At 61.4% G+C, this 20,374-nt stretch carries 26 protein-coding genes; 21 read left to right on the top strand and 5 right to left on the bottom strand.

Annotated elements, in window-relative coordinates:
- Nucleotides 1-4 precede the first annotated feature (4 nt).
- The 9 genes from NFR41_RS03460 (at nt 5) to gluQRS (ending at nt 8,878) form a co-directional block, all read left to right on the top strand.
- A complete protein-coding gene (locus tag NFR41_RS03460) occupies nt 5-1,315 on the top strand; it encodes a phenylacetate--CoA ligase family protein (RefSeq protein WP_160212470.1) in 1,311 nt (436 codons plus the stop codon).
- Complete coding sequence (locus NFR41_RS03465) at nt 1,312-1,740, top strand: ACT domain-containing protein (protein WP_285833848.1); 429 nt, start codon at nt 1,312-1,314, stop codon at nt 1,738-1,740. Before NFR41_RS03460 ends, NFR41_RS03465 begins: the two co-directional genes overlap by 4 nt.
- Nucleotides 1,733-3,214, top strand: coding sequence for a D-alanyl-D-alanine carboxypeptidase family protein (locus tag NFR41_RS03470; protein ID WP_251230724.1), 1,482 nt, complete (start codon nt 1,733-1,735; stop codon nt 3,212-3,214). Before NFR41_RS03465 ends, NFR41_RS03470 begins: the two co-directional genes overlap by 8 nt.
- A gap of 24 nt (nt 3,215-3,238) precedes the next feature.
- The gene (locus NFR41_RS03475) at nt 3,239-3,688 is read left to right on the top strand and encodes an FHA domain-containing protein (protein ID WP_160212472.1); all 450 of its coding nucleotides are present in this window, start codon (nt 3,239-3,241) and stop codon (nt 3,686-3,688) included.
- A 37-nt stretch (nt 3,689-3,725) separates the two neighbouring features.
- The gene (locus NFR41_RS03480; RefSeq protein WP_251230725.1) at nt 3,726-5,459 is read left to right on the top strand and encodes a thiamine pyrophosphate-dependent enzyme; all 1,734 of its coding nucleotides are present in this window, start codon (nt 3,726-3,728) and stop codon (nt 5,457-5,459) included.
- Nucleotides 5,460-5,462: 3 nt separating this feature from the next.
- On the top strand, nt 5,463-6,053 hold the full coding sequence (locus NFR41_RS03485) for an indolepyruvate oxidoreductase subunit beta (RefSeq protein WP_160212474.1): 591 nt from the start codon (nt 5,463-5,465) through the stop codon (nt 6,051-6,053).
- 66 nt (nt 6,054-6,119) lie between these two features.
- Complete coding sequence (locus tag NFR41_RS03490; RefSeq protein WP_160212475.1) at nt 6,120-6,566, top strand: amino acid-binding protein; 447 nt, start codon at nt 6,120-6,122, stop codon at nt 6,564-6,566.
- A 2-nt stretch (nt 6,567-6,568) separates the two neighbouring features.
- Nucleotides 6,569-7,933, top strand: a complete 1,365-nt coding sequence (locus NFR41_RS03495; RefSeq protein ID WP_160212476.1) for a phenylacetate--CoA ligase family protein — start codon at nt 6,569-6,571, stop codon at nt 7,931-7,933.
- Nucleotides 7,934-7,960: 27 nt separating this feature from the next.
- Nucleotides 7,961-8,878, top strand: coding sequence for a tRNA glutamyl-Q(34) synthetase GluQRS (gluQRS, locus tag NFR41_RS03500; protein ID WP_251230726.1), 918 nt, complete (start codon nt 7,961-7,963; stop codon nt 8,876-8,878).
- 21 nt (nt 8,879-8,899) lie between these two features.
- Here the strand turns inward: gluQRS and NFR41_RS03505 are convergent, their stop codons facing one another.
- Nucleotides 8,900-9,850 carry a prenyltransferase gene (locus tag NFR41_RS03505; protein WP_251230727.1) on the bottom strand — a complete coding sequence of 317 codons (951 nt, stop codon included), beginning with the start codon at nt 9,848-9,850 and terminating at the stop codon, nt 8,900-8,902.
- Between the two features lie 175 nt (nt 9,851-10,025).
- Here NFR41_RS03505 and NFR41_RS03510 point away from each other — a divergent pair, with 175 nt between their 5' ends.
- From NFR41_RS03510 to NFR41_RS03560, 11 genes are all read left to right on the top strand, one after another.
- Nucleotides 10,026-10,595, top strand: coding sequence for a hypothetical protein (locus tag NFR41_RS03510; protein ID WP_160212477.1), 570 nt, complete (start codon nt 10,026-10,028; stop codon nt 10,593-10,595).
- Nucleotides 10,596-10,842: 247 nt separating this feature from the next.
- The gene (locus NFR41_RS03515; RefSeq protein ID WP_251230728.1) at nt 10,843-11,082 is read left to right on the top strand and encodes a hypothetical protein; all 240 of its coding nucleotides are present in this window, start codon (nt 10,843-10,845) and stop codon (nt 11,080-11,082) included.
- 16 nt (nt 11,083-11,098) lie between these two features.
- Nucleotides 11,099-11,353, top strand: coding sequence for a hypothetical protein (locus NFR41_RS03520; RefSeq protein ID WP_251230729.1), 255 nt, complete (start codon nt 11,099-11,101; stop codon nt 11,351-11,353).
- Entirely contained in the window at nt 11,346-11,648 is a 303-nt protein-coding gene (locus NFR41_RS03525) for a hypothetical protein (protein WP_251230730.1), read from the top strand. The genes NFR41_RS03520 and NFR41_RS03525 overlap by 8 nt, the downstream gene beginning before the upstream one ends.
- A gap of 88 nt (nt 11,649-11,736) precedes the next feature.
- Nucleotides 11,737-11,943, top strand: coding sequence for a hypothetical protein (locus NFR41_RS03530; RefSeq protein ID WP_251230731.1), 207 nt, complete (start codon nt 11,737-11,739; stop codon nt 11,941-11,943).
- A 170-nt stretch (nt 11,944-12,113) separates the two neighbouring features.
- Entirely contained in the window at nt 12,114-12,290 is a 177-nt protein-coding gene (locus tag NFR41_RS03535) for a hypothetical protein (protein WP_251230732.1), read from the top strand.
- Between the two features lie 83 nt (nt 12,291-12,373).
- Nucleotides 12,374-14,518, top strand: a complete 2,145-nt coding sequence (locus NFR41_RS03540) for a hypothetical protein (RefSeq protein ID WP_251230733.1) — start codon at nt 12,374-12,376, stop codon at nt 14,516-14,518.
- A complete protein-coding gene (locus NFR41_RS03545; RefSeq protein ID WP_251230734.1) occupies nt 14,518-14,778 on the top strand; it encodes a hypothetical protein in 261 nt (86 codons plus the stop codon). Before NFR41_RS03540 ends, NFR41_RS03545 begins: the two co-directional genes overlap by 1 nt.
- 130 nt (nt 14,779-14,908) lie before the next feature.
- Nucleotides 14,909-15,520 carry a zonular occludens toxin domain-containing protein gene (locus NFR41_RS03550; protein ID WP_251230735.1) on the top strand — a complete coding sequence of 204 codons (612 nt, stop codon included), beginning with the start codon at nt 14,909-14,911 and terminating at the stop codon, nt 15,518-15,520.
- Between the two features lie 192 nt (nt 15,521-15,712).
- Nucleotides 15,713-15,925: a Rep family protein gene (locus tag NFR41_RS03555; protein ID WP_251230736.1), complete on the top strand. Its 213-nt coding sequence runs from the start codon at nt 15,713-15,715 to the stop codon at nt 15,923-15,925.
- 52 nt (nt 15,926-15,977) lie between these two features.
- Nucleotides 15,978-16,271, top strand: coding sequence for a hypothetical protein (locus NFR41_RS03560; protein WP_490393092.1), 294 nt, complete (start codon nt 15,978-15,980; stop codon nt 16,269-16,271).
- A 169-nt stretch (nt 16,272-16,440) separates the two neighbouring features.
- Here the strand turns inward: NFR41_RS03560 and NFR41_RS03565 are convergent, their stop codons facing one another.
- From NFR41_RS03565 to nrdR, 3 genes are all read right to left on the bottom strand, one after another.
- Nucleotides 16,441-17,046 carry a hypothetical protein gene (locus NFR41_RS03565; protein WP_251230738.1) on the bottom strand — a complete coding sequence of 202 codons (606 nt, stop codon included), beginning with the start codon at nt 17,044-17,046 and terminating at the stop codon, nt 16,441-16,443.
- A 125-nt stretch (nt 17,047-17,171) separates the two neighbouring features.
- Nucleotides 17,172-17,642, bottom strand: coding sequence for a dUTP diphosphatase (dut, locus tag NFR41_RS03570; RefSeq protein WP_251230739.1), 471 nt, complete (start codon nt 17,640-17,642; stop codon nt 17,172-17,174).
- Between the two features lie 17 nt (nt 17,643-17,659).
- Complete coding sequence (gene nrdR / locus NFR41_RS03575; RefSeq protein ID WP_160212480.1) at nt 17,660-18,109, bottom strand: transcriptional regulator NrdR; 450 nt, start codon at nt 18,107-18,109, stop codon at nt 17,660-17,662.
- 206 nt (nt 18,110-18,315) lie between these two features.
- Between nrdR and lexA the strand changes: the two genes are divergently transcribed.
- Nucleotides 18,316-18,966, top strand: a complete 651-nt coding sequence (gene lexA / locus NFR41_RS03580; protein WP_160212481.1) for a transcriptional repressor LexA — start codon at nt 18,316-18,318, stop codon at nt 18,964-18,966.
- 68 nt (nt 18,967-19,034) lie between these two features.
- Here lexA and hflX read toward each other — a convergent pair whose 3' ends face one another.
- Nucleotides 19,035-20,345: a GTPase HflX gene (gene hflX / locus NFR41_RS03585; protein ID WP_251230740.1), complete on the bottom strand. Its 1,311-nt coding sequence runs from the start codon at nt 20,343-20,345 to the stop codon at nt 19,035-19,037.
- Between the last annotated feature and the right edge of the window lie 29 nt (nt 20,346-20,374).

Here is a 20,374-nt window from a genome sequence, read left to right on the forward strand (position 1 = left end):
ACGGGTGTACTTTCAGCCGGAGATAGAGACCATGCCGCGCGAGGAGCTGTTCCAGCTCCAGCTCGAGCGCATCGGCGAGACGCTTCGCAACGCCTACGAGAACGTGCCGTTCTACCGGCAGCAGTTCGACGAGGCGGGGGTGAGGCCGGAGGATTTCCGCTCCTTCGAGGACCTGCAGCGCTTCCCTTTCCTAGTGAAGCAGGACATGCGCGACGCCTACCCGTACGGCCTGTTCGCGCGGCCCAACAAGGACGTGGCCCGCATCCATGCCTCGTCGGGTACCACTGGCCAGGCCACGGTAGTGGGGCATACCGCTGCCGACCTGAGGAACTGGGGCGACTGCTTCGCGCGCGGCATCGCCATGGTAGGGGGCAGCGCCGACTCCACGCTGCAGGTGTCCTACGGCTACGGCCTGTTCACCGGCGGCCTGGGCGCCCACGCCGGCGGCGAGGCCATGGGCTGCACGGTCATCCCCACCTCGTCGGGTAACACCAAGCGCCAGGTGCAGATGATGCGCGACCTGGGCACGGACATCTTGGCCTGCACGCCCTCCTACGCCCTGTTCATCGCCGACACCGCCATCGAGATGGGTTACGATCCGGCCAAGGACTTCAAGATCTCGGCCGGCATCTTCGGCGCCGAGCCCTGCTCCCAGAACATGCGCGACGAGATCTCCGAGAAGCTGGGGATCCAGTACTGCGACGTCTACGGGCTCTCCGAGGTGATGGGGCCGGGCGTGGCCATGGAATGCGCCGAGCGAAACGGGCTGCATATTGCCGAGGACCACTTCTACTGCGAGATCCTCGACCCCGACACCCTTGCGCCAGTGCCCGACGGGGAATGGGGCGAGCTCGTAATCACCACGCTGACCCGCGAGTGCTGCCCGCTCGTGCGCTACCGCACCCGCGACGTCACGCGCATCATCAGCGAGCCGTGCGCGTGCGGGCGTACCCACCGCAAGATCGACAAGCTGCGCGGCCGCACCGACGACATGCTCATCCTGCGCGGCGTGAACGTGTTCCCCTCGCAGATAGAGCAGGTGATCACCTCCTTCGAAGAGGTCGTGCCGCATTACCAGATTGTGCTCAGCACCCGCGGCCCCCTCGACCACATCGAGGTGCAGGTGGAGACCGTTCCCGAATTCCCCTTCGACGAGGTTCGCAAGCTCGAGGACCTTCGCAAGCGCCTGGCGGCCGAACTGAAGGGCAACCTGCAGATCGCCGTGGACGTCAAGATCGTCGAGCCGAAGACCATCGCCCGCTCCGAGGGCAAGGCGAAGCGGGTCGTAGACAACCGAGAGGCAGGCAACCGATGATCTTGCAGCTATCCGTTTTCATGCAGAACGAGCGGGGTCGCATGGCCGAAGCCTGCCGCACCATAGCCGACGCCGGCATCGACATCCACGCGCTCTTCGTGGCCGATACCGAGCAGTTCGGCGTTCTGCGCGCCCTGTGCGACACGCCCGCCACGGCCGCCGAGCGCATGCAGCAGGCCGGTTGGCGCGCCACGGTCACGCCCGTTATCGGCGTGCGCGTCGACGACGTGCCAGGCGGGCTGGCGGCGCTCCTCACGTTTCTGGACGAGCGCGGCGTGAACGTGGAATACGGCTACTGCGTGTCCCTGGAGGACGGCAGCGCCGTGAACATCTTGAAAACCGATGGGGACAAGGCTCTTGAGGCCGTGCTCGCCGAGGCGGGCTTCGCCATCGCGCGACCCGAGGAAATCTACGACATTGACTAAGCGAGCGAACATGCCCTCATCCTTCCTGCGCAGCCGCCGTCTGCCGCTTCGGCGCGGCAGCTCGCTGCCCATCGTGGTTGCCGGCGCGCTGGCGCTGGCGCTTTCCCTCGTTCCCGTATGTGGCGCGGCCTTCGACCTGCTGCCTTCCGGCGCGGGCGCCGGCGTTCCGGTCGCCCATGCCGAGGTGCGCAAGAGCGACGTCATCCTGGGTTCATCGGTGGATTCCCGGGGGCTTTCCGTCGCCCAGAGCCCCAGCATCGAGGCGAAGTACGCTATCTGCATGGGCTCCGACGGGACCGTCTACTACGAGCGCGATGCCGACTCGCCATCCCAGATAGCCTCCGTTACGAAGGTTATGACGGGGCTGGTGGCGCTCAAGGCGGTTGATGACGGCATCGTGTCGCTCGATACGCCCGTGGAGGTTTCCGCCGAGGCAGCCTCGGTGGGCGAGTCGTCGGCCGGGCTGCTCTACGGCGACGTCATGCCCCTGCAGACGGCGCTTGCGGCGCTGCTCGTTCCCTCCGGCAACGATGCCGCGGTGGCCATCGCCCAAACAGTGGGGCAGGCCATGATTGACGCCGGCACGGCAAGCTCCGCCGATCCCGAGCAGGCCTTCGTCGACGCCATGAACGAGGAGGCCTTGGCTCTTGGCTGCGCCGACACGGTCTACGAGAACCCTCACGGGCTCGACGACGACGGCTTCGAGGGCAACCTGCACAGCACCGCCCGCGACGTGGCCCTGGTGGTCAGGGAGGCCATGGGCTACCAGCAGTTCCGCGATGCCGTGGCTCTGGGGGACACCGACATCACCGTCTCCCGCGCCGGCTCCGACGCCACCATTCATTTGGTGGCTACCGACCAGTTCCCCCAGTACACCGAGTACGCCGTGGGCGTGAAGACCGGTTTCACCAGCTTGGCGGGCGCTTGCTTTGCCGGGGCCACCAACAAGGACGGGCTGGAGCTGTACTCCGTCGTGCTCGGCTGCGAAGACGAGTCCACGCGCTTCCAGGATGCGGCGACGCTGGCCGAATGGGTGTACGACCATCTGGTCACCTATCCGCTGGCGAACAGTCCCGACCGGGTGGCCATGGACGGCGCACAGGTGCCGGTCGTCGCAGAGGTCGCATGCTTGGACTGGATAGACAAGACGGTGCCTGCCACCATGGAGGATCCGTCGGCTACCGTGGAGCTGTTCGACCTGAACGGCAACATCTCCCAGACCGTGGAGTTCTACGAGCCTACCGGCGAAGTGAGAACCGGGGACGTGGTGGGGCATATCACCTTCACGCAGCGCAACACCATCGTCGCCAGCCAAGACCTGGTGGCGTGCGAGAGCGTCGCCGCGCCGGGCATCTTCGAGCGCGTGGGCATCTTCTTCGACCGGCTGGTGCGCAATTTCACCGGGGCCGAGCAGCATGCGCGCTCCGTCGTGCTCAACACCACGACGCTCATCGTCGACAAAACCGCCTCCTAGGCGGCGTGCGAAAGGAGGGAGCAGATGAACAGCTTCTGCCCCGTATGCAACAACCCCATCGAAGCGGGGGTGAGGGTGTGCCCCAGCTGCGGCTTCAAGCTGCTCGAGGCCACCCAGCGCTTCAGCCCCATCGAGATCTCCGAGCAGTCGCGCTCGTTCGTGGCCGCGCCGCCGGCGACGGCGTCGCTTCACGTGGTGCGCGGCCCCCAGACCGGGGTGAGCTACCAGCTGGGCACCGAGCCGCTGCTCGTAGGCCGCAGCCCCAAGTGCCCCATCTTCCTCAACGACATGACCGTCTCCCGCGAGCATGCGGTGGTCGCTCCCGACGGGGACGGTTTCGCCATCACCGACAGCCATTCCTTCAACGGGGTGTGGGTGAACAACGAAACCGTCGAGCACCATCACCTGCGGGACGGGGATATCATCCAGGTAGGCGTGTTCTGCCTGCTGTTCAAGGAGGAAGCGGCGCGCTAGCCGCCCCTCGGCCGAGAGAGATGGAAAGGAGCTGCCGGTGCAGCTTTTGTCTGGCAACGAGGCCGTCGCGCAGGGGGCCTGGGAGGCTGGCGCCCACGTAGGAGCTGCTTACCCGGGCACGCCTTCGACGGAGACCATGGAGGCCTTCGCGAAGAAGGACGGCGTCTACGCCGAGTGGGCGGTCAACGAGAAGGTGGCCGCGGAGGTGTGCCTGGGGGCGTCCGCCGCGGGCGCGCGCGTGCTGACCACAATGAAGCACGTGGGCGTGAACGTTGCGGCCGACCCGCTGTTCACCGCCGCCTATACGGGCGTGGGCGGCGGCATGGTGGTGCTGGCGGCCGACGATCCGGGGATGTACTCGTCCCAGAACGAGCAGGACTCCCACTGGTACGCCAAAGCCGCGTGCATCCCCATGCTGGACCCGTCCGACTCCGCCGAGGCGCTCGCCTTCACGCGCAACGCGTTCGAGCTTTCCGAGCGCTTCGACGTGCCGTTCTTCATCCGCTCGACCGTGCGCGTGTCCCATACCAAGACCCCCGTTGAGGTGGGGCAGCGCACCGAGCGCGAGCTTCGCCCGGCCCTCGACGATCCGCGGAAGTGGGTTATGATGCCGGCGTTCGCGAAGCCGCGGCGCAAGGCGCAGCTGCAGCGCATCGCCGACTTGGAGCAGTGGGCGGAGGAGTGCTCCTGCAACCGCGTGGAGGAGGGAGACGGGTCGGTAGGGGTCGTGTGCGCCGGCGCCGTCTACCAGCACGTGCGCGAGGCGCTGCCCGACGCCTCCGTGCTCAAGCTCGGCTGCACCTGGCCCCTTCCGGCCCGAAAGCTCCGGCGGTTCGCGGAGTCGGTCGACCGTTTGTACGTGATCGAGGAAGCCTCCGTCTACCTGCGCGACGGCGTGAGCGCCTGCGGCGTCGATGTGAGCGATACGCCCCGGCCTCTTCCCGCCGACGGCGAGCTGACGCCGGGGCTGGTGCGTGCGGCGTTCGGGATCGATGAGCCCGTCCATCGCGACCTGCCCGCCGACCTGCCCGCCCGCCCGCCCGCACTCTGCGCCGGATGCCCCCACAGGCTCGTCTTCAAGGAGCTCTCCCGCATGCGGGCCATCGTCACCGGGGATATCGGCTGCTACACCTTGGGCGCGCTGCCGCCGCTTTCGGCTATGAGCACCTGCGTGGACATGGGCGCTTCCGTCTCCATGGCCCACGGGATGGAGCTGGCTTTGGCCGGCAGCGAGCACAAGCCCGTGGTGGCGGTCATCGGCGATTCCACCTTCGCCCATTCGGGGCTTTCGTCCTTGGTGTCCACCGTGTACAACCAGGGATGCTCCACCGTGTGCATCCTGGACAACCGCACCACGGCCATGACCGGCCGGCAGGGCAACCCCTTCAACGGGGAGACGCTGCAGGGCCGCGAGAGCCGCGAGCTCGACCTGGAAGCCGTTCTGCGCGCCCTCGGCATTGAGGATGTGGCCGTGGTCGACCCCAACGACATGCTGGCGGTTCGCCGTTCGCTGAAGGAGGCCGTGGCGAACCCCTCGGTGTCCGTCGTCATCTTCCGCAGCCCCTGCGTGCTCATCGGCCGCGTTCGCCGTGCCCCCTACTACGTGAGCGCATCGTGCACCGGTTGCGGCGTCTGCCCGACGCTGGGATGCCCCGCCATCGAGAAGGTTCCGGAGACGGGCCAGGCGTCCATAGACCAGGATCAATGCATCGGATGCGGCCAGTGCACCCAGTACTGCGCCTTCAAGGCGATCGAGAGGGAAGGGGAGTAGGCTATGGGAAGCGTCGTTACCGTGCTGCTCTGCGGCGTTGGCGGGCAGGGAACCATCCTTGCCGCTGACCTGCTCGCCCGCGCAGCGCTGGCCTCGGGGTTCCAAGCGAAGGTCTCCGAGATTCACGGCATGTCCCAGCGCGGCGGCTCCGTGACCACCGTGGTGCGCTTTGGCAAGGACGGCGTGTCGTCCATGGTGTGCGACCCCGGCACGGCCGATGCCGTGGTCTCCTTCGAGACGACCGAGGCACTGCGCAACCTTCCCTTCGTCAGCCGGGACGGCTATCTGCTGGTGTCCGACACCTCCATCGCTCCGTTGCCGGTGCTCACGGGCAAGGCCGCCATGCCACGCGACGTGTCGGGGCGGCTGCGGGATGCGGGAGCGGTCGTGATCGACGCCGACGCCCTTGCGAAGCGGGTCGGAAGCCCCAAGTCGGTGAACGTGGTGCTGTTGGGCGCTCTCGCCACCCGCTTGGAGTTCCCGCTCGACGCATGGGAACGGGTCATCCGGGAGCGCGTGCCTGCGAAGACCGTCGATGCCAACCTCGCCGCCTTCCACGAGGGCTACCGGTTCGCCCAGCAGGCGGTGGGCTAGCGTCCCGCCTGCGTTTCCGCGCGCCGCTTCCCGCGCCGTTTCCGTCGTTTCTGCTTAGGAGTTGCCATGAGCGTCCGCCAGATGAGCGTGTTTCTTGAAAGCAAGCCGGGTCATATGAAGCGGGTGCTGGATGCCTTCGAATCGGCCCACGTGTCGGTCCGCGGCTACAGCGCCTCCGATACGGGCGATTACGGAATCGTTCGCTTCATCGTGGACGACCCCGACCGCGCCGCCGCTGTTCTGTCCGACATGGGCACCGCCTGGAAGGCTACCGACGTGCTGTGCGTCGCGCTGGAGGACAAGCCCGGCGAGCTCGCCCGGGTCATGGGCATCGTCTCGGACGTAGGCATCAACGTGCTGTACAGCTATTCGCTCATTTCGACGTTCATCGCGCTGTCGGTGAAGGATTTGGACGAAGCGGAGTGCCTGCTGTCGAAGCAGCCGGTCGTTTTGGTGGACCAGGCGGTTTTGGCGAGACCGGTCCGCGAGCTGCGGACGAAGGGAGCCGAGTAGCCATGGCGTCTCAGTTGACCAAGCAGGAGGCCCTGGAAGCCCTTCGCAACAAGGACTACGAGAGGTTTCCCATCCACAACCCCGATATCGAGTGCGCTTCCCGCGAGCGGATACGGGCCATTCAGCTGGAGAAGCTCATCCAACAGGTGAAATGGACCTACGAGCGCGTTGTGTGGTACCGCGAGAAGATGGATGTCGCCGGCGTGGCCCCTGGCGACATCAGGACGCTCGAAGACGTGCGCAAGCTTCCCTTCACTGACAAGGGCGCCCTGCGGGAGACGTTTCCCTACGGGCTGTTCGCCGTGCCGCTCGACGAGGTGGTGGAGCTTCATGCGTCCAGCGGTACCACGGGCAAGCCCATCGTGGTGGGCTACAACCGATCCGATATGGACATGTGGGCAGATTGCATCATGCGCCTGGTCCAGATGGCCGGCGTGGTGCCCTCGGACCGCGCCCAGATGGCCTTCGGCTACGGCATGTTCACCGGCGGCTTCGGGCTGCATTACGGGCTTCAGAAGCTCGGCTGCATGATGATCCCCGCAGGTTCGGGCAACACCGAGCGCCATATCGCCATGATCGAGGATTACGGCACCACGGTGCTCATCGCCACCCCGTCCTACGCGCTGCACGTGTGCGAGGTGGGGGAGAAGCTGGGATTCGATTGGGAGAAGTCCCCCTTGCGCGTGGGGCTCTTCGGCGGTGAGCCGTGCCCTCCCGGCTTGAAGGCCGAGATCGAATCGCGCATGCACATCATCTGCACCGACAACTACGGTCTGACCGAGGTGATGGGTCCTGGCGTTTCGGGCGAGTGCCTGGCCAGCCGCGACATGCAGCATATCGCCGAGGACCATTTCCTGTGGGAGGTGGTCGACCCCGAAACCGGCGAGCCGGTGCCCGACGGCCAGCCGGGCGAGCTGGTGCTCACCCCCTTGGGCAAGCAGGCCATCCCCGTGCTCCGCTACCGCACCCACGACCTCACCCGCGTCATCACCGAGCCGTGCGAGTGCGGCCGCACCACGGCGCGCATGCAGAAGGTGCGCAGCCGCAGTGACGACATGCTCATCATCCGCGGCACCAACGTGTTCCCCTCCCAGGTGGAGGACGTGCTGGCAGGCATAGAGGGCGTGACGCCGCATTACCGCATCGTGGTGGACAACGCTACGGGGCTCGACGTCATGACGGTGGAGGTGGAGCTGAAGCCCGAGGCCATGAGCGATTCCTTCGCCGAGATGGACGCCTTCCGCCGCGCCATAGCCGACAAGCTCAAGGGCGTGCTTCTTGTGGGCGTGCAGGTGAAGCTGGTGGAGCCTGGCGGGATCCAGCGCACCGCAGGCAAGGCGAAGCACGTGGACGATCGGCGCAAGTAGGTGGCCGACGTCTGCGCAAAGGGTCCGGTGAAGGGCAGGTTCGCCCCCAGCCCCACCGGGCGCATGCATGCGGGCAACATCTACGCGTCTCTCATGGCGTGGCTTGTGGCCAAATCCCAGGGCGGGACCATGCTGCTTCGCATCGAGGACCTGGACCGGGAACGCTCCAAGCCCGCCTTCGCGGACCAGATTATGCGCGATTACGAGATGCTGGGGCTTGCTTGGGACGAGGGGCCCGTCTACCAGCACGACAGGGAAGAGGCTTACCGCCAGGCGTTCGAGGCGCTTCGCGGCAAAGGGCTCGTGTACCCCTGTTTCTGCTCGCGGGCGGACCTTCATGCCGCTAGCGCTCCCCATCGGGGCGAGAAGCTGGTGTACGCCGGCACGTGCAGGGGCTTGAGCGATGCGCAGGTGCGGCTTCGCGAGGCGGAGGGCAGGCGGCCTGCGTACCGCGTTGCCGTTCCGTCCGAGACGATTCGTTTCGACGACGCGGTGCAGGGCCCTTACGAGCAGCGGCTCGACCGCGATTGCGGCGATTTCCTTATCAAACGCTCCGACGGCGCCTTCGCCTACCAGTTGGCCGTGGTCGTCGACGATGCGAGCGGCGGCGTCACCTCGGTGGTGCGGGGGATGGACCTGCTCTGCTCCACGCCCCAGCAGGTCTACCTGCAGCGGCTTCTCGGCTTCGCGCAGCCGCGCTACGCCCATATCCCCTTGCTGGTGGCCCAGCGCGACCGGCGGCTGTCCAAGCGCGACAGAGACGCGTCGCTTGACGAGCTGCTTGCCAAGTACGGCAGCCCCCAGGCGGTGCTGGGGCATATCGCCTACGTTGCGGGTCTGCAGCCTGCCGACGAGCCTGCCTTGCCCGAGCAGCTGCTGAAGGGCTTTTCCGTTGAGGATTTGCCTGCGCGCTTTCCCGACAAGGTGCAGATACCGTTTCGGTAGGCGTGCTGCGGCAGGGGAGGGTTACCAGCAGAAGGGGAGGGCGCTTGCGAAGATCCCCGCGGCGTAGAATGTGCCCAACGTGATGTTGACACCGGCGATCTGCCCCATGGCCGCTATACGAGACTGCGGCGCAAGGGGATTTCCGAAAAGCGCTTTCATCTGGGGATATACCGCTAGCAGCATGAAGGGGAGCACCAGTATGCCGCCAGTGAAGAAGACGGCGACGATTGCGGCGATGGAGGCGGTCCAAACTAGGGCTGCGGCATGGTAAGCCGTGCGAGCTCGGTTGCGCCCGAGCTTTACGGGAAGCGTGCGCCGACCGGCTTCGACGTCCTTCTCGATGTCGCAGGTGTTGTTCGTCATCATGATGAGCCCCACGCCGATCATGGTGGGAACCGCCCAGAGCAGCATGAGCGGCTCCAGGCGGCCCGTCAGGACGTAGTAGCAGGCAAGGGGGATGAGCCCGCCCATGACGACGCCGCTCACCAGCTCGCCGACGGGCAGGTACGACACCGGCGTCTTCCCAGCTGAGTAGGCAACGACGAAGACGGCGCCCACCGCCCCGATGGCCAGCGGCACCCATCCGGCAAGCCAGATAATGTAGGACCCCAGCATGAAGGCGGCAGCGAGAAACCCTACGGCAAGGCCCTTCACGTGGGATGGGTTCACGTTGTTGTACACGAGCACCGCATCATCGGCCTCCAGGTTGTCCTCTGCCGAATCGGAGCCCTTCACATAGTCGTAGTAATCGTTGAACGTATTGACCGACGCCTGCATGAGGATGCAGATGGCAAGCAGCACCAGGACGGTGGAGAGCGAAGGCGGGCTCACGGTGCTTGCCGCGGCGACCGCCACCAGGCAAGGAAGCACCGAGGCGGGCCAGGTATGGGGGGCGGCCAGGTCGAGGGCCATAGAGGCGGTGAGGGGTGCGAAGCCTTGCGCGGCCGCAGGTGCGTCTGTCTGTGTGCCCATAGGTGGCCTTCCAGGTTGGTTTAGCGCGACGGCGAAGCATTATAAGTCATCTGATGGTATTTGCTCTCTGAGCGTCTGCTTTGCGGAAGATGGTTGTATGCTGGTGGCACAGTGTCGGATTGTGAGCCTGTGCACTGCAGAAGGAAGGGTAGGATTTAGGAAAGGAAAGAATCGCATGAAGAAGGTACTTGCTGCCGCCGTTGCCGCCATGATGCTGACCTTCGGTTGCGTCGCCCTGGCGGGCTGCAGCCAGCCCAGCTCGGAGGACGTCATCCGCGAAGGGCTGACCCGCGAGCTTGACCAGGTGAAGAACCTCGACGGAGAGCTTATGGCCGAGATCGGGGCCCAGGACGCCGCCGGCGAGCTGGAAACCTACGGCATCACCGCGCAGTCTTTCATGGAGACCTATTTCGACGGCTTCGATTACTCCATCGATTCCGTGACCATCGACGAGGGCGACAAGAACAAGGCCACGGCGGTTGTCACTCTGAAGGTGAAGACGCTGACCGACGTGTACACCAAGATCACCGAGGCTTCGCAGGAGTTTGCTACGAGCGACGACGTGAGCTCCATGACCGAGGACGAGATCAACAAGAAGGTGGGCGAGATCGTGCTGCAGGCCATCTCCGAAGTGCCTGCGACCGAGACCGGCGCCGTGACGCTTCCGTTGGTTTGCGAGAACAACGAGTGGCAGGTAACCGATGCCGGCCTCCAGCAGCTCGGCATTGCGATGTTCAACCTGTAAGATACAGCTACACAGTTCATCGCAGAAAGGCGCGCTCCTCGCAGGGCGCGCCTTTCCTTTTGCGCGAGCAAGGGGAGACCCTTTATCGGTCCAAGATGCATAATCTCCGAATATAGTATGGCTCTGCTTTTCAAGTTTACATAAGATATATTATCAATAAAACCGTTTGCGTATGAGGGGCGGGGGCACAATCCGACGCGATGGCGGGCTAAGGTTGTCTGCCGAACGTTTGAAAGGATGTGTAACCATGTTCACGCAATGCAACGGTTTTGTTCTGGACGAGAACTCTGGTGTTTTCGAGGCTGAGGACGGGCGCAAGGTCGAGTTCCACAACGCGCGCGTCTACGACACCGACCTTGGCAAGCTCTTCAAGGTCAACGTTCCCAAGGGCAAGGTTCTTCCCGAAGCCCAGGAGCGCCACGTTTTCTTCTTCAATGTGAACGCTGGCGAGAAGTATTGCCGTCTCGAGTTCGATTCCTGCGAGTAGCTGGGCGGTGGTCGCTATGCGTCCTAACAAGCTGCTCATTCTCCCGTTCGAGCCGATACCCGATGTTGCCGAGGTGCTGGACGTTCCCCGTGGTGAGCTTTTCCACATCGCCATGAACCCTTACAACGGAAACATCGTATTTACCTACCAGGACAACCCGAACGCCCGTCTGTTCATCCGTCTTGTCATCGACCAGCTGGCGAACTCCGATGACATGTTCTCGGCTCCCTACGAGCCTTCTTTCAGCGGATGCGAGCTTGTCTATGGCTGACCTCAAGTTTCTTCCCAAGCCCGAGGAGGTGGCCGACGATGTGTCCCGTTCCGTGGAGGGAGACGGCGCCTATGAGGTTCCGCCGGATGATGCGCCTACGGTGGGTTCTGCTGCTGCAGATGATGAAGCTTCGTCCTCTGCTGTGGTTCTACAGCCCGGCTTCGGCGAGTTCGCCGACGATTGTATGCAGCATATGAGCATGCAGACCGTTCTTCTGTCGTTCCTATTGCTCTCCGTTCTGCTCCTGCTCGGCGCCAATCTCTGGCTCTCGTTCTCTGATAAATGGAGGTCTTAGTGCCGGCTCTTTTCTTTGTTACTGGTTTTGTTCTCTTGCTCTATTTGGTCTTTTTGTTCTATCTCTTCGATTGATGGAGGTTTTGACCGTGGATGCTCTTCTCGTTGTCCTGTCCGTCGTCTCCCTGGTGTCCGTCGTGGCCTTCGCTTTCGTGGTCTACCAGCTTTTCAAGTGCCTTTACCAGTACTTCGGACTCATGTTCGACGGCTCGAAGGATGCTCCCTTGCTCCTGCGCCTGCCGTCGCGTGTCGTGTCGCTGCTGTTCGTCCTCTGCTTCGTTTTCCTGGTGCTGTAGATGGACGCTCTGACGCAGCACTTGCCCGAAGGGTTCCTGGATTTCGTCCTTAACCTTTTCGGCTTCGTTCCAGTCGGGTTTCTCTTGTCGATGTTCTGCGGCCTGGCCAGCTTCGGGGTTTTCGGCTTGATTAACGTATGTAAACGCCTTCTCCGATAAGGAGGGAAAGAATGGAGGTTACCCCTATGGAAACCATCACTACCGCAATGACCACTGCTATCACTGGCCTTGGCTCCAACCTGCAGAGCGCCATTGGCGCGAACCTGCCCGCTATTTTGAGCGTCGCGGCTATCTTCATCGTGGTTCCCGCCGTGTGGGGCTTCGTGCGCCGTTTCACGCGCGGCTAGCATTCCCGCCCTTTGCGGGCTTCTCCTGCCCTGGGGCGCTGATACTCGGTCGGCGCCCCTTCTTCGTTTCTAGGTGGTGTTCCATGCCCGATTGGACTAACAGCAAGCTCTTCAGCGTCCTCCTGGCCGCAGCCCTGGCGGTGTCGTGCTATCCTGTGCCCGTAAGGGCTTTTGCGGACGAAGGGGACTTGTATGAAGTTGTTTCTGAGGGTTCTTCTGGTTCTTTTGATGGCTTCGTGTCTTTTGATGGCATTTCGTCAGCTTCAATGGCTGATGGAGATTCTCCCGACCTTCTTAGTTCTTCCGAACCCGATAACGCAGACTCTTCTAGTTCGGCAGGCTCTGGCGCTTCTGGTGTCTCTGTCGGTGATAGCCCTTTCGGTTCTGGGCTTCAAGATGACTTCGAGGATAGGCGAGACGGAAGCGCAGAAGCGCAGGCGGAGGGATTCCAAGGAGATGAAGAAGATTCTTCGGAACAAGTAGTTGAAAGCTCTTCTAATCCTTATTTTTCCTATTCTCGTGATTCTCTTTTCGAGGTTTTGTCCTTTTATTCTTCGCTCGGTGATTTAAGTGATGAGCAAGAGGATGATTTTTTTCTTGCTTCGACTGCTTGGGAATCTCTCGGATATGGCGCTGGCGTCTCTACTTTAGCTATTGGCCCTCGTCTTGATGCGCAGGTCAAGGCTGGTCTTTCTGCTCTTGGTATTGGCTATCTTTCCTCGACGGTTGAGGCTTATAACGATGTTGTTGATTCGACTGGTTACGAACTTATCTATAACAGCATCATTCAAACTCATATGCTTGATGGCATCGTTAGGAACGTCGCCAATATCTATTCGCGTCTAGGCTTGTTAAATACTGCTCTTTCCAATATCTATTCTCGACTTGCAACCACGAATGATTATCTTTTCTATTCGGGTCGCTCTGCCGCTCATATCCTTTATGAACTCTGGGACGATTTGGAATATACTTCGGGTAATACGGTTTACTCTGCCGCCCGTATGCTTTACGGCATCTGGGATGATTTGGAGAAGGACGGCTACAGCGTTGCCGATTTCCTGGCCGCCATCGATACTAATCTTCATTCCAACGGCTATGGAGCTGCGCGGCTTCTTTACGAGGTTTGGGATGATTTGGAGTATTCCGTTTCTGGCAAGTCCTACAGCGTTGCTCATTCTGCCTATGGCATCTGGGAGGACGTGGAGATTCTGGACGGCCACGTGGTCAACAACGGTTCCCTTGTCTCCAAGGGCTTCTCTGATATCTACGGCTCCCTTAGGGCTTCCGTGGATGGCGGCGTTCTTTCCGCCGCCCAGATTCTCGGGCATATCCGCGGGCGTCTCGGCGCCGATAGGAACGGCGTTACCTACGGTCTCGGCTCCCTGGCATCGATGACCTATGACAGGCTCGGGACGGTCGACGGTCGCCTTCATACCTCGGTTGATGGCGGCGATTTGTCCGCTGCCCAGATTCTCGGGCATATTCGCGGCCGTCTCGGCGCCGATCGAAACGGCGTCACCTACGGTCTCGCCTCCCTGGCGTCGATGACCTATGACAGGCTCGTGACCGTTGACGGCAAGCTCTCTTTGGGGGATAACGGCTCCGTTGTCTCCGTCGCGGGCTTCGCGCAGCAAATACGCAACCGCCTTCAGTACGTCACCGGCGACAACACCTATACCGCCGCTGGCCTGCTCTACCGTATCTGGCAGGCCGGTATCTCTGATGCGTCCCTGGTCTCCAAGGGCTTCTCGGACGTTATAGCCGCCCTGGATACTCGCGAGGTTGTCATTACTGGCGATTTGGAGCTTGGGGACGTGACCGTTGATAACTCGGACGTTGTGGAGCAGGTCAAGCTCTCCAACATGCTTCTTGGCGACATCGTTGATTTGCTCTTCCTGGCTGGCGTCAAGGACTTGGTTGATGATTTTCTCGGCGACTTTGACAGCATCGTGAGCGCGACGCAGCTTGCCGCCGTCCAAAGCGCCATGCAGAACGCCTTTCCCTTCTGTATCCCCGCCGTATTCAAGCAGGTATTGGGCTTGTTCGCCTTCGAGGGCGCTCCGCCTGTGTTCGAGTTCGATATTGGCGGCACTCCATTTGTTCTTGATTTTTCCGTTGCTGGTGAGTTCGCCGAGATTTCCCGCTGGGTTGTCACGGTCGCTTTCATCATCTTGTTGCTTGCGAATACTAGGAATTTCGTTTACGACTTCACAGGAGGTGCGGCCTAATGGTCTCTTCTGTTTTGGGTATGCTCTTTGGCGGCATCCTTGCGTTGTTCATGCTCGTCCTCGGTCTGCTGCCGACCATCGATGTTTCTACTTTGCCGATTGCCCTTCCCGAGCCTGTCAGTCGCTCGCTTTCCGCCATCAACTGGTTCATTCCAGTGGACACCCTTCTTACTGTTCTTACCGTATGGATTGGGCTTCTTATCGTCCTCAACGCTGTTTTGCTGATTATGCATGTAGTGCAATCGGTTACCAAGGGCTAGCGGGGATTAACTTCACTTTTCCTCCCTGCGTTTGCCCTGGTCGTAGCTGTTTCGCTTCGTAAAACCCCTGTTCGCGTCCCTGGCTCCGTCCAGGGCGCGGCCAGGATGGTTCGTCCTTAGGAGGTTTCCCGTGATTTACCTTTACAGCGGCACCCCTGGAAGTGGCAAGTCCCTTCATACCGCGCGTGTCATACGCGACCACCTGCGCTTCAAGAAGCTTCCCGTTATCTGCAATTTCGCCATCAACGAGAAAACTAAGGGATACAAGCTTTTCAGGTACGTTCCCAACGACAGGCTGCATCCGTCCGACCTTATGGCCTTCGCTAGCGACTTCTGGGGCAAGAAGCCCGTTCGGGAGGATTCTATCTTGCTCGTAATCGACGAAGCCCAGTTGGTTTTCAACTCCCGCGCTTGGAGCCAGGGGGAGCGCATGGAGTGGATTAGCTTCTTCTCCCAGCATAGGCATTTCGGGTTCAAGGTCGTTCTTGTCGCGCAGTTTGACCGCATGATAGACCGTCAGATTCGTTCGCTGGTCGAAATCGAGGTGAAGCATCGGAAGTTGGGGAACATGGGCTTGAAGGGGCTTTTGCTGTCCCTGCCTTTCCGTGGCCGTCTCTTTGTGGCCGTGTCCTGCTATTACGGCCTTGGTGACAAGGTTGGCACTGCCTGGCTGCTGCCTCGCAAGGCTTATTTCCGCCTGTACGACAGCTATAACCGCTTCGAGCTGCTGCCCGACTCCTAATCCCCCTCGCGGGGGATTTGCGCGGGGGTCGGGGGGTTCCCCCGCGCGAAGCGCCCGCGAGGGGGTACGGCGGCGGCTGTGCGCTCTCGCTCGGTTGCCCGCCGTTCCGCCGACGGTATACGCCCCCTTACTTGATATAGGGGGCGTGTGCCGTGTGCCAGAAAGTAACAATCTAGAAAGGACTAGTTAAAAATGGCCGTATCCAAGAAGTCCCGTTGCTGGTGGTTCGTGCAGCTTTTGGAGAACCTGCCCGCCGATTGGCGAACGCAGCTCCACGAGCTTATGATACCTGGCGCTTATATCGTCCACGATCGCGACACGGTGATTGGCGATGAAGGCGTTGAGAAGCCCAAGAAGCCCCATGTTCACTGTATTCTTGAGTTTCGGGAACGCTGTTCGGGCTGATACCGTCTTGCAGGCCCTCCCAGCGTCCTTCGGTGTCCTCTTCTGCAAGCCCGTGCCCAACAAGATTGGCGCCTATCGCTATCTCGTCCACATCGGCCAGGAGGACAAGGCGCAGTATGACCTTTCCGAGGTCGTGGATATGGCGGGCTTTTCCGTCAACCTCTCCAACGTTATGAACGTCGATTTCGGCGACGTGTACCAGCTCATTACCGAGCTTGAGATTACGTCCTTCTCCGCCCTCCTGGCGCTCCTGGTCGAGCATAAGCCCGAGTATCTGGACTACGTGACCGCCCATGTTAACTTGGTCAAGTCCTTTGTTAACGACTACGCCAGGCATACTTTGTGAGGGTCTGAATAGCCTTACATAATGTTTGTTATACCGTCGTTTTTGCCCCTAGCCTACCGCTCGCGCTGTTTTTTGACCCTTCCACCAGATATATTATCAATAAACCTTATACAACAAATGGCCAGGTGGGAGAGCTATTGTGATAGCGCTCCGCAGACCTGTCTGTAAGCTATCCCCAGGTGCTGCTGGGCGCGCTGGTTGTAGGCGCTGCGCTTATGTTGGCGAGCTCTCCTGACTCGAGCATCTGCATGAGCTCCGGCATGATTGCGATTACGGTTGCAATGTTGAGCGCCATGGCCACGCAGCATATCGCCATAGCCACTACGGTCGTCCGCTTCAGCGCCCTTGCATAATCGCTCTGTCGCGATGGCTGCGACAGGAATTTATTCAGGCTCACGTATGAGATGATGCCGCAGATGAGTCCAGCGATATCGAGTAGCGTTCCGCCGATAAACAGCGACACCGGGCCGGCAATGCTCGCGACCAGAGTCAGCATGCGACACTTCTTCAGAGGATCGTCCGCGCTACGGTAGTTCGGGTTCTGGGCGTACTGGGTCCCCGTATCATGAGCCTGGTAAGGGCTGGTGCGAGACTCGGCGCCTTGGGAGCCTGCGCTGGGGGTGTGCTGCGTGTCTACACGGTTCCTGGGGTCCGGTGCCGGAGAATCCGACGGTGCCTTTGGCGATTGGGCATCGGGAGCCGATTCGCTTTCGGCGTTTTCCTCCCGGAAGCTGTCCTCGGAGGGCTTTTCTTCGGTGTTTTGAACGTAGCTCATGGAATAGTCCTCAAAATGGTGGGTTTGACCTGGTGTTTTGCAAACGAGGCTCTGAGAGCCATTCTAAGGGGTGGTTTTGCCTTCGGACGAGTACTAACTCATGGTTTCGAGCGGTTTTCGGTGCGTTACAACCCGCTGCTGCCAAATCCGCCGCAACCGCGCTCCGTTTCGTCAAGTTCTTCTACCTCCTGGAACCGGATTCGAGGCACGGGAATCACGAGCAGCTGAGCGATGCGGTCTCCGGGCTTAATGGAGAAGGCTGCATCGGAAGTGTTGTGCAGAGCCACCTTGATCTCGCCGCGATAATTCTCGTCGATAAGCCCCGGAGCGTTCAGAACCGTAATCCCATGGTTGATTGCCAGACCGCTTCGCGGTAGCACCAGTCCGGCGAAGCCGGTTGGGATTGCGAGCCGTATGCCTGTGGGCACGAGCAAGCGGTGGCCTGGTCCGATAGTGAGCGCGCTTGCTGAGCGCAGGTCGACGGCCGCATCCTCGGAGCGCGTATAGGAGGGAACCCGACCCCCTCCGAGAACGTGGATGCGTACGGCAACATCGTTGCGCGCAGCGTCCGCAGTAAGGTCAGGACGGATTTCCAAAATAAAGTTACCTCTATCTAACTCTCTAGATGATCCAGCGCCGTCTGGAACTCCTCGACGCTTTGGAAGTCCTTGTACACGCTGGCGAAGCGCACATAGGCGACTTCGTCGAGCTTGCCAAGGCGAACGAGCGCCATGTCCCCCAGTTGTTTGGAGCCGATTTCGGAGCGGTTCTTCAGGCGGAGCTCAGACTCTATGCTGTCGATAAGATTCTCAAGCTGATCTGGCGTGATATGCCGTTTCGCACAGGCGATCAGAAGGCCTCGCATGAGCTTGTTGCGGTCGTAAGCCTCCGAAGATCCGTCGGTCTTGATGACGATGAGCGAGGTGTCCCCCAGGCGTTCGTAGGTGGTGAAGCGATGGGCGCATGCAAGGCATTCGCGGCGCCGGCGAATAGCGCTTCCGTCCTCCGACGATCGCGAATCGACAACCTTTGATTCGGGGTTTCCGCAGGCAGGACAGCGCATACATGCTCCTTATCGTTGGGTTTGGAAAAGCCTAGCATACAAGATATTGTGTATCAACGAGATGCGCCACGAGAGCGGAAAAGAAATAGGGAACTTTTCTTGTGCATAGGTTGCATAGAACCAATGTTCGTTGTATAGTCTCCAAATATAGAACGCTGTTCGATAGAGCGTCGATTTCATTGAGAAACGCCCATGGGAGGTACGTTATGGCCGACCGACCGTCGCCGAAGGTCACGAAGCGCCAGCAGGCCGTTCTCGACTCCATCGAGAAATGCATACGGGAGAAGGGCTACGGCCCTACCGTTCGCGAAGTCTGCATCGACCTGGGTCTTTCCTCCCCCTCTACCGTGCATGTGCACCTCAAGGCGCTTGAGGACAAAGGGCTTATCACCCGCGATCCGCTCAAGTCCCGCTCCATCGCGCTTACCTACGCGCTCAAGGACGTCGTCAATCCGGCTTCGGTCATAGAGAAGAGCTTCAGCACCGTGATGAACCTGCCGCTTGTGGGCGACGTAGCGGCAGGCGAGCCCATTTACGCCGAGCACAACATCTCCGAGTACCTCCCCCTGCCCACCGACATCGTCGGTGATTCCGCGAGCTTTCTGCTGGAGGTCCATGGCAAGTCGATGATCGACATCGGCATCATGGACGGCGACTACGTGGTGGTGAAGGAGCAGAACGTGGCTTCCAACGGCGAGGTGGTGGTCGCCCTCATCGAGGACGAGGCGACGGTCAAGCGGTACTTCCGCGAGGACAACCATATCAGGCTTCAGCCGGAGAATCGCTACATGGATCCCATCATCGTCGACGACTGCTATATCGTCGGCAAAGTGACCGCCGTTTTCCGCCGTATGTAGCTGTTCGTATCCACAGCGCCGGGTACTTGGTGCTTGCCCGGTGCGACATGGTGCACCGGGCAAGCACCTTAGCTAATCCGGAACGGCTCCAATTGCGAGACGTAGGCAGCTGGCGCGAACAGCGATATGCGCGTACCTGTTTCCGTATGCTCCTCGCCGATGATGCGGCACCGTTCGTGAACCATCGAGACCAGCGAGCCCTTGTCGTAGGGGATCAGCACGTCCATGGCGGTATCGGCTGCTGCGGCTGCGCGCGAGAGATGGCCTATGAGCTCGTCTATCCCCTCCCCTGTCTGCGCGGAAACGAATTGGGCGTGGGGATTTCGGGCGCGAAGGGCCTCGACCGTTTGCCGGTCGAGCAGGTCTATCTTGTTGAACACTACGATACGCGGGATGGAATGGGCTTCTATCTGGCCGAGCACCTCCTCCACGGCGTCTATCTGGTCGAGAAACTCCTCCGAGGAGGCATCGACGACATGGAGGATAAGGTCGCTGCCGGAAATCTCGTCGAGGGTGGATTTGAAGGATTCCACCAGGGTGGTCGGAAGCTTCTGGATGAATCCGACCGTGTCGGTGACGGTGATCTGACGACCTTCTGGCAGCACCAGCCTGCGGGTGGTGGAGTCCAGCGTGGCGAACAGCTTGTCCCAAGCTAGCACGTCCGACCCGGTCAGTCGGTTGATCAGGCTCGACTTTCCCGCGTTTGTGTATCCTGCCAGCGCCACCTTGAACATGCCCGATGCGTAGCGCCCCTCGCGCTGCACGGCCCGTACGTCGGCCAGATGGGCGAGCTCCCGCTTGATGGAGGTGATGCGCTTGCGCACCATGCGGCGGTCGACCTCCAGCTGGCTTTCGCCCTCGCCGAAACGGGACCCGACGCCGCCGCCCATGCGGTTCGACGCCAGGTGGGCCCACATGCCCCTCAGGCGGGGCAACAGGTACTGGTTCTGGGCGAGACGTACCTGCAAGCGTCCTTCCTTGGTCGAGGCATGTAGGGCGAAGATGTCCAAGATGAGAGCTGTGCGGTCTATGACCTTCACCGGCTTGCCCACGACCTTCTCCAGGTTGGACTGCTGCGAGGGCGTCAGCTCGTCGTCGAACACGGCCAGGTCTATCTCCTGGTCCTTGCACAGCTGCGCGATCTCCTCCGCCTTGCCGCTGCCTATGAAGGTCTTGGGGTTCGGAGCGTCCAGGCGCTGGGTGGTTCTGGCAACCACGTCGGCCCCGGCCGTATCCACGAGTCGTTCGAGCTCGGCCAAGGTGGCCTGCAGTGGCCAGGAGAGCCCCGGGCGATCGACGCCTACGAGCAGCGCCCGCTCGCGCCGCTCTTCCAGGCGCGTCCGAGGACCGCGTTCGATTACGGATTCGAATTCAGACATGGAAACCACCGTTTCTCGGCGCCAGCATC

Source organism: Adlercreutzia aquisgranensis (genome assembly GCF_943193145.1).
GTDB lineage: Bacteria > Actinomycetota > Coriobacteriia > Coriobacteriales > Eggerthellaceae > Xiamenia > Xiamenia aquisgranensis.

What these genes read in the sequence shown, in the direction of transcription:
- NFR41_RS03565 (WP_251230738.1), bottom strand. Translation starts at nt 17,046, where the DNA reads ATGAGCTACGTTCAAAACACCGAAGAAAAGCCCTCCGAGGACAGCTTC.
- NFR41_RS03475 (WP_160212472.1), top strand. Translation starts at nt 3,239, where the DNA reads ATGAACAGCTTCTGCCCCGTATGCAACAACCCCATCGAAGCGGGGGTG.
- NFR41_RS03505 (WP_251230727.1), bottom strand. Translation starts at nt 9,850, where the DNA reads ATGGGCACACAGACAGACGCACCTGCGGCCGCGCAAGGCTTCGCACCC.
- hflX (WP_251230740.1), bottom strand. Translation starts at nt 20,345, where the DNA reads ATGTCTGAATTCGAATCCGTAATCGAACGCGGTCCTCGGACGCGCCTG.
- NFR41_RS03485 (WP_160212474.1), top strand. Translation starts at nt 5,463, where the DNA reads ATGGGAAGCGTCGTTACCGTGCTGCTCTGCGGCGTTGGCGGGCAGGGA.
- NFR41_RS03540 (WP_251230733.1), top strand. Translation starts at nt 12,374, where the DNA reads ATGCCCGATTGGACTAACAGCAAGCTCTTCAGCGTCCTCCTGGCCGCA.
- lexA (WP_160212481.1), top strand. Translation starts at nt 18,316, where the DNA reads ATGGCCGACCGACCGTCGCCGAAGGTCACGAAGCGCCAGCAGGCCGTT.
- nrdR (WP_160212480.1), bottom strand. Translation starts at nt 18,109, where the DNA reads ATGCGCTGTCCTGCCTGCGGAAACCCCGAATCAAAGGTTGTCGATTCG.
- NFR41_RS03525 (WP_251230730.1), top strand. Translation starts at nt 11,346, where the DNA reads ATGGCTGACCTCAAGTTTCTTCCCAAGCCCGAGGAGGTGGCCGACGAT.
- NFR41_RS03495 (WP_160212476.1), top strand. Translation starts at nt 6,569, where the DNA reads ATGGCGTCTCAGTTGACCAAGCAGGAGGCCCTGGAAGCCCTTCGCAAC.
- NFR41_RS03545 (WP_251230734.1), top strand. Translation starts at nt 14,518, where the DNA reads ATGGTCTCTTCTGTTTTGGGTATGCTCTTTGGCGGCATCCTTGCGTTG.
- NFR41_RS03510 (WP_160212477.1), top strand. Translation starts at nt 10,026, where the DNA reads ATGAAGAAGGTACTTGCTGCCGCCGTTGCCGCCATGATGCTGACCTTC.
- NFR41_RS03520 (WP_251230729.1), top strand. Translation starts at nt 11,099, where the DNA reads ATGCGTCCTAACAAGCTGCTCATTCTCCCGTTCGAGCCGATACCCGAT.
- NFR41_RS03555 (WP_251230736.1), top strand. Translation starts at nt 15,713, where the DNA reads ATGGCCGTATCCAAGAAGTCCCGTTGCTGGTGGTTCGTGCAGCTTTTG.
- NFR41_RS03515 (WP_251230728.1), top strand. Translation starts at nt 10,843, where the DNA reads ATGTTCACGCAATGCAACGGTTTTGTTCTGGACGAGAACTCTGGTGTT.
- NFR41_RS03465 (WP_285833848.1), top strand. Translation starts at nt 1,312, where the DNA reads ATGATCTTGCAGCTATCCGTTTTCATGCAGAACGAGCGGGGTCGCATG.
- NFR41_RS03535 (WP_251230732.1), top strand. Translation starts at nt 12,114, where the DNA reads ATGGAGGTTACCCCTATGGAAACCATCACTACCGCAATGACCACTGCT.
- NFR41_RS03490 (WP_160212475.1), top strand. Translation starts at nt 6,120, where the DNA reads ATGAGCGTCCGCCAGATGAGCGTGTTTCTTGAAAGCAAGCCGGGTCAT.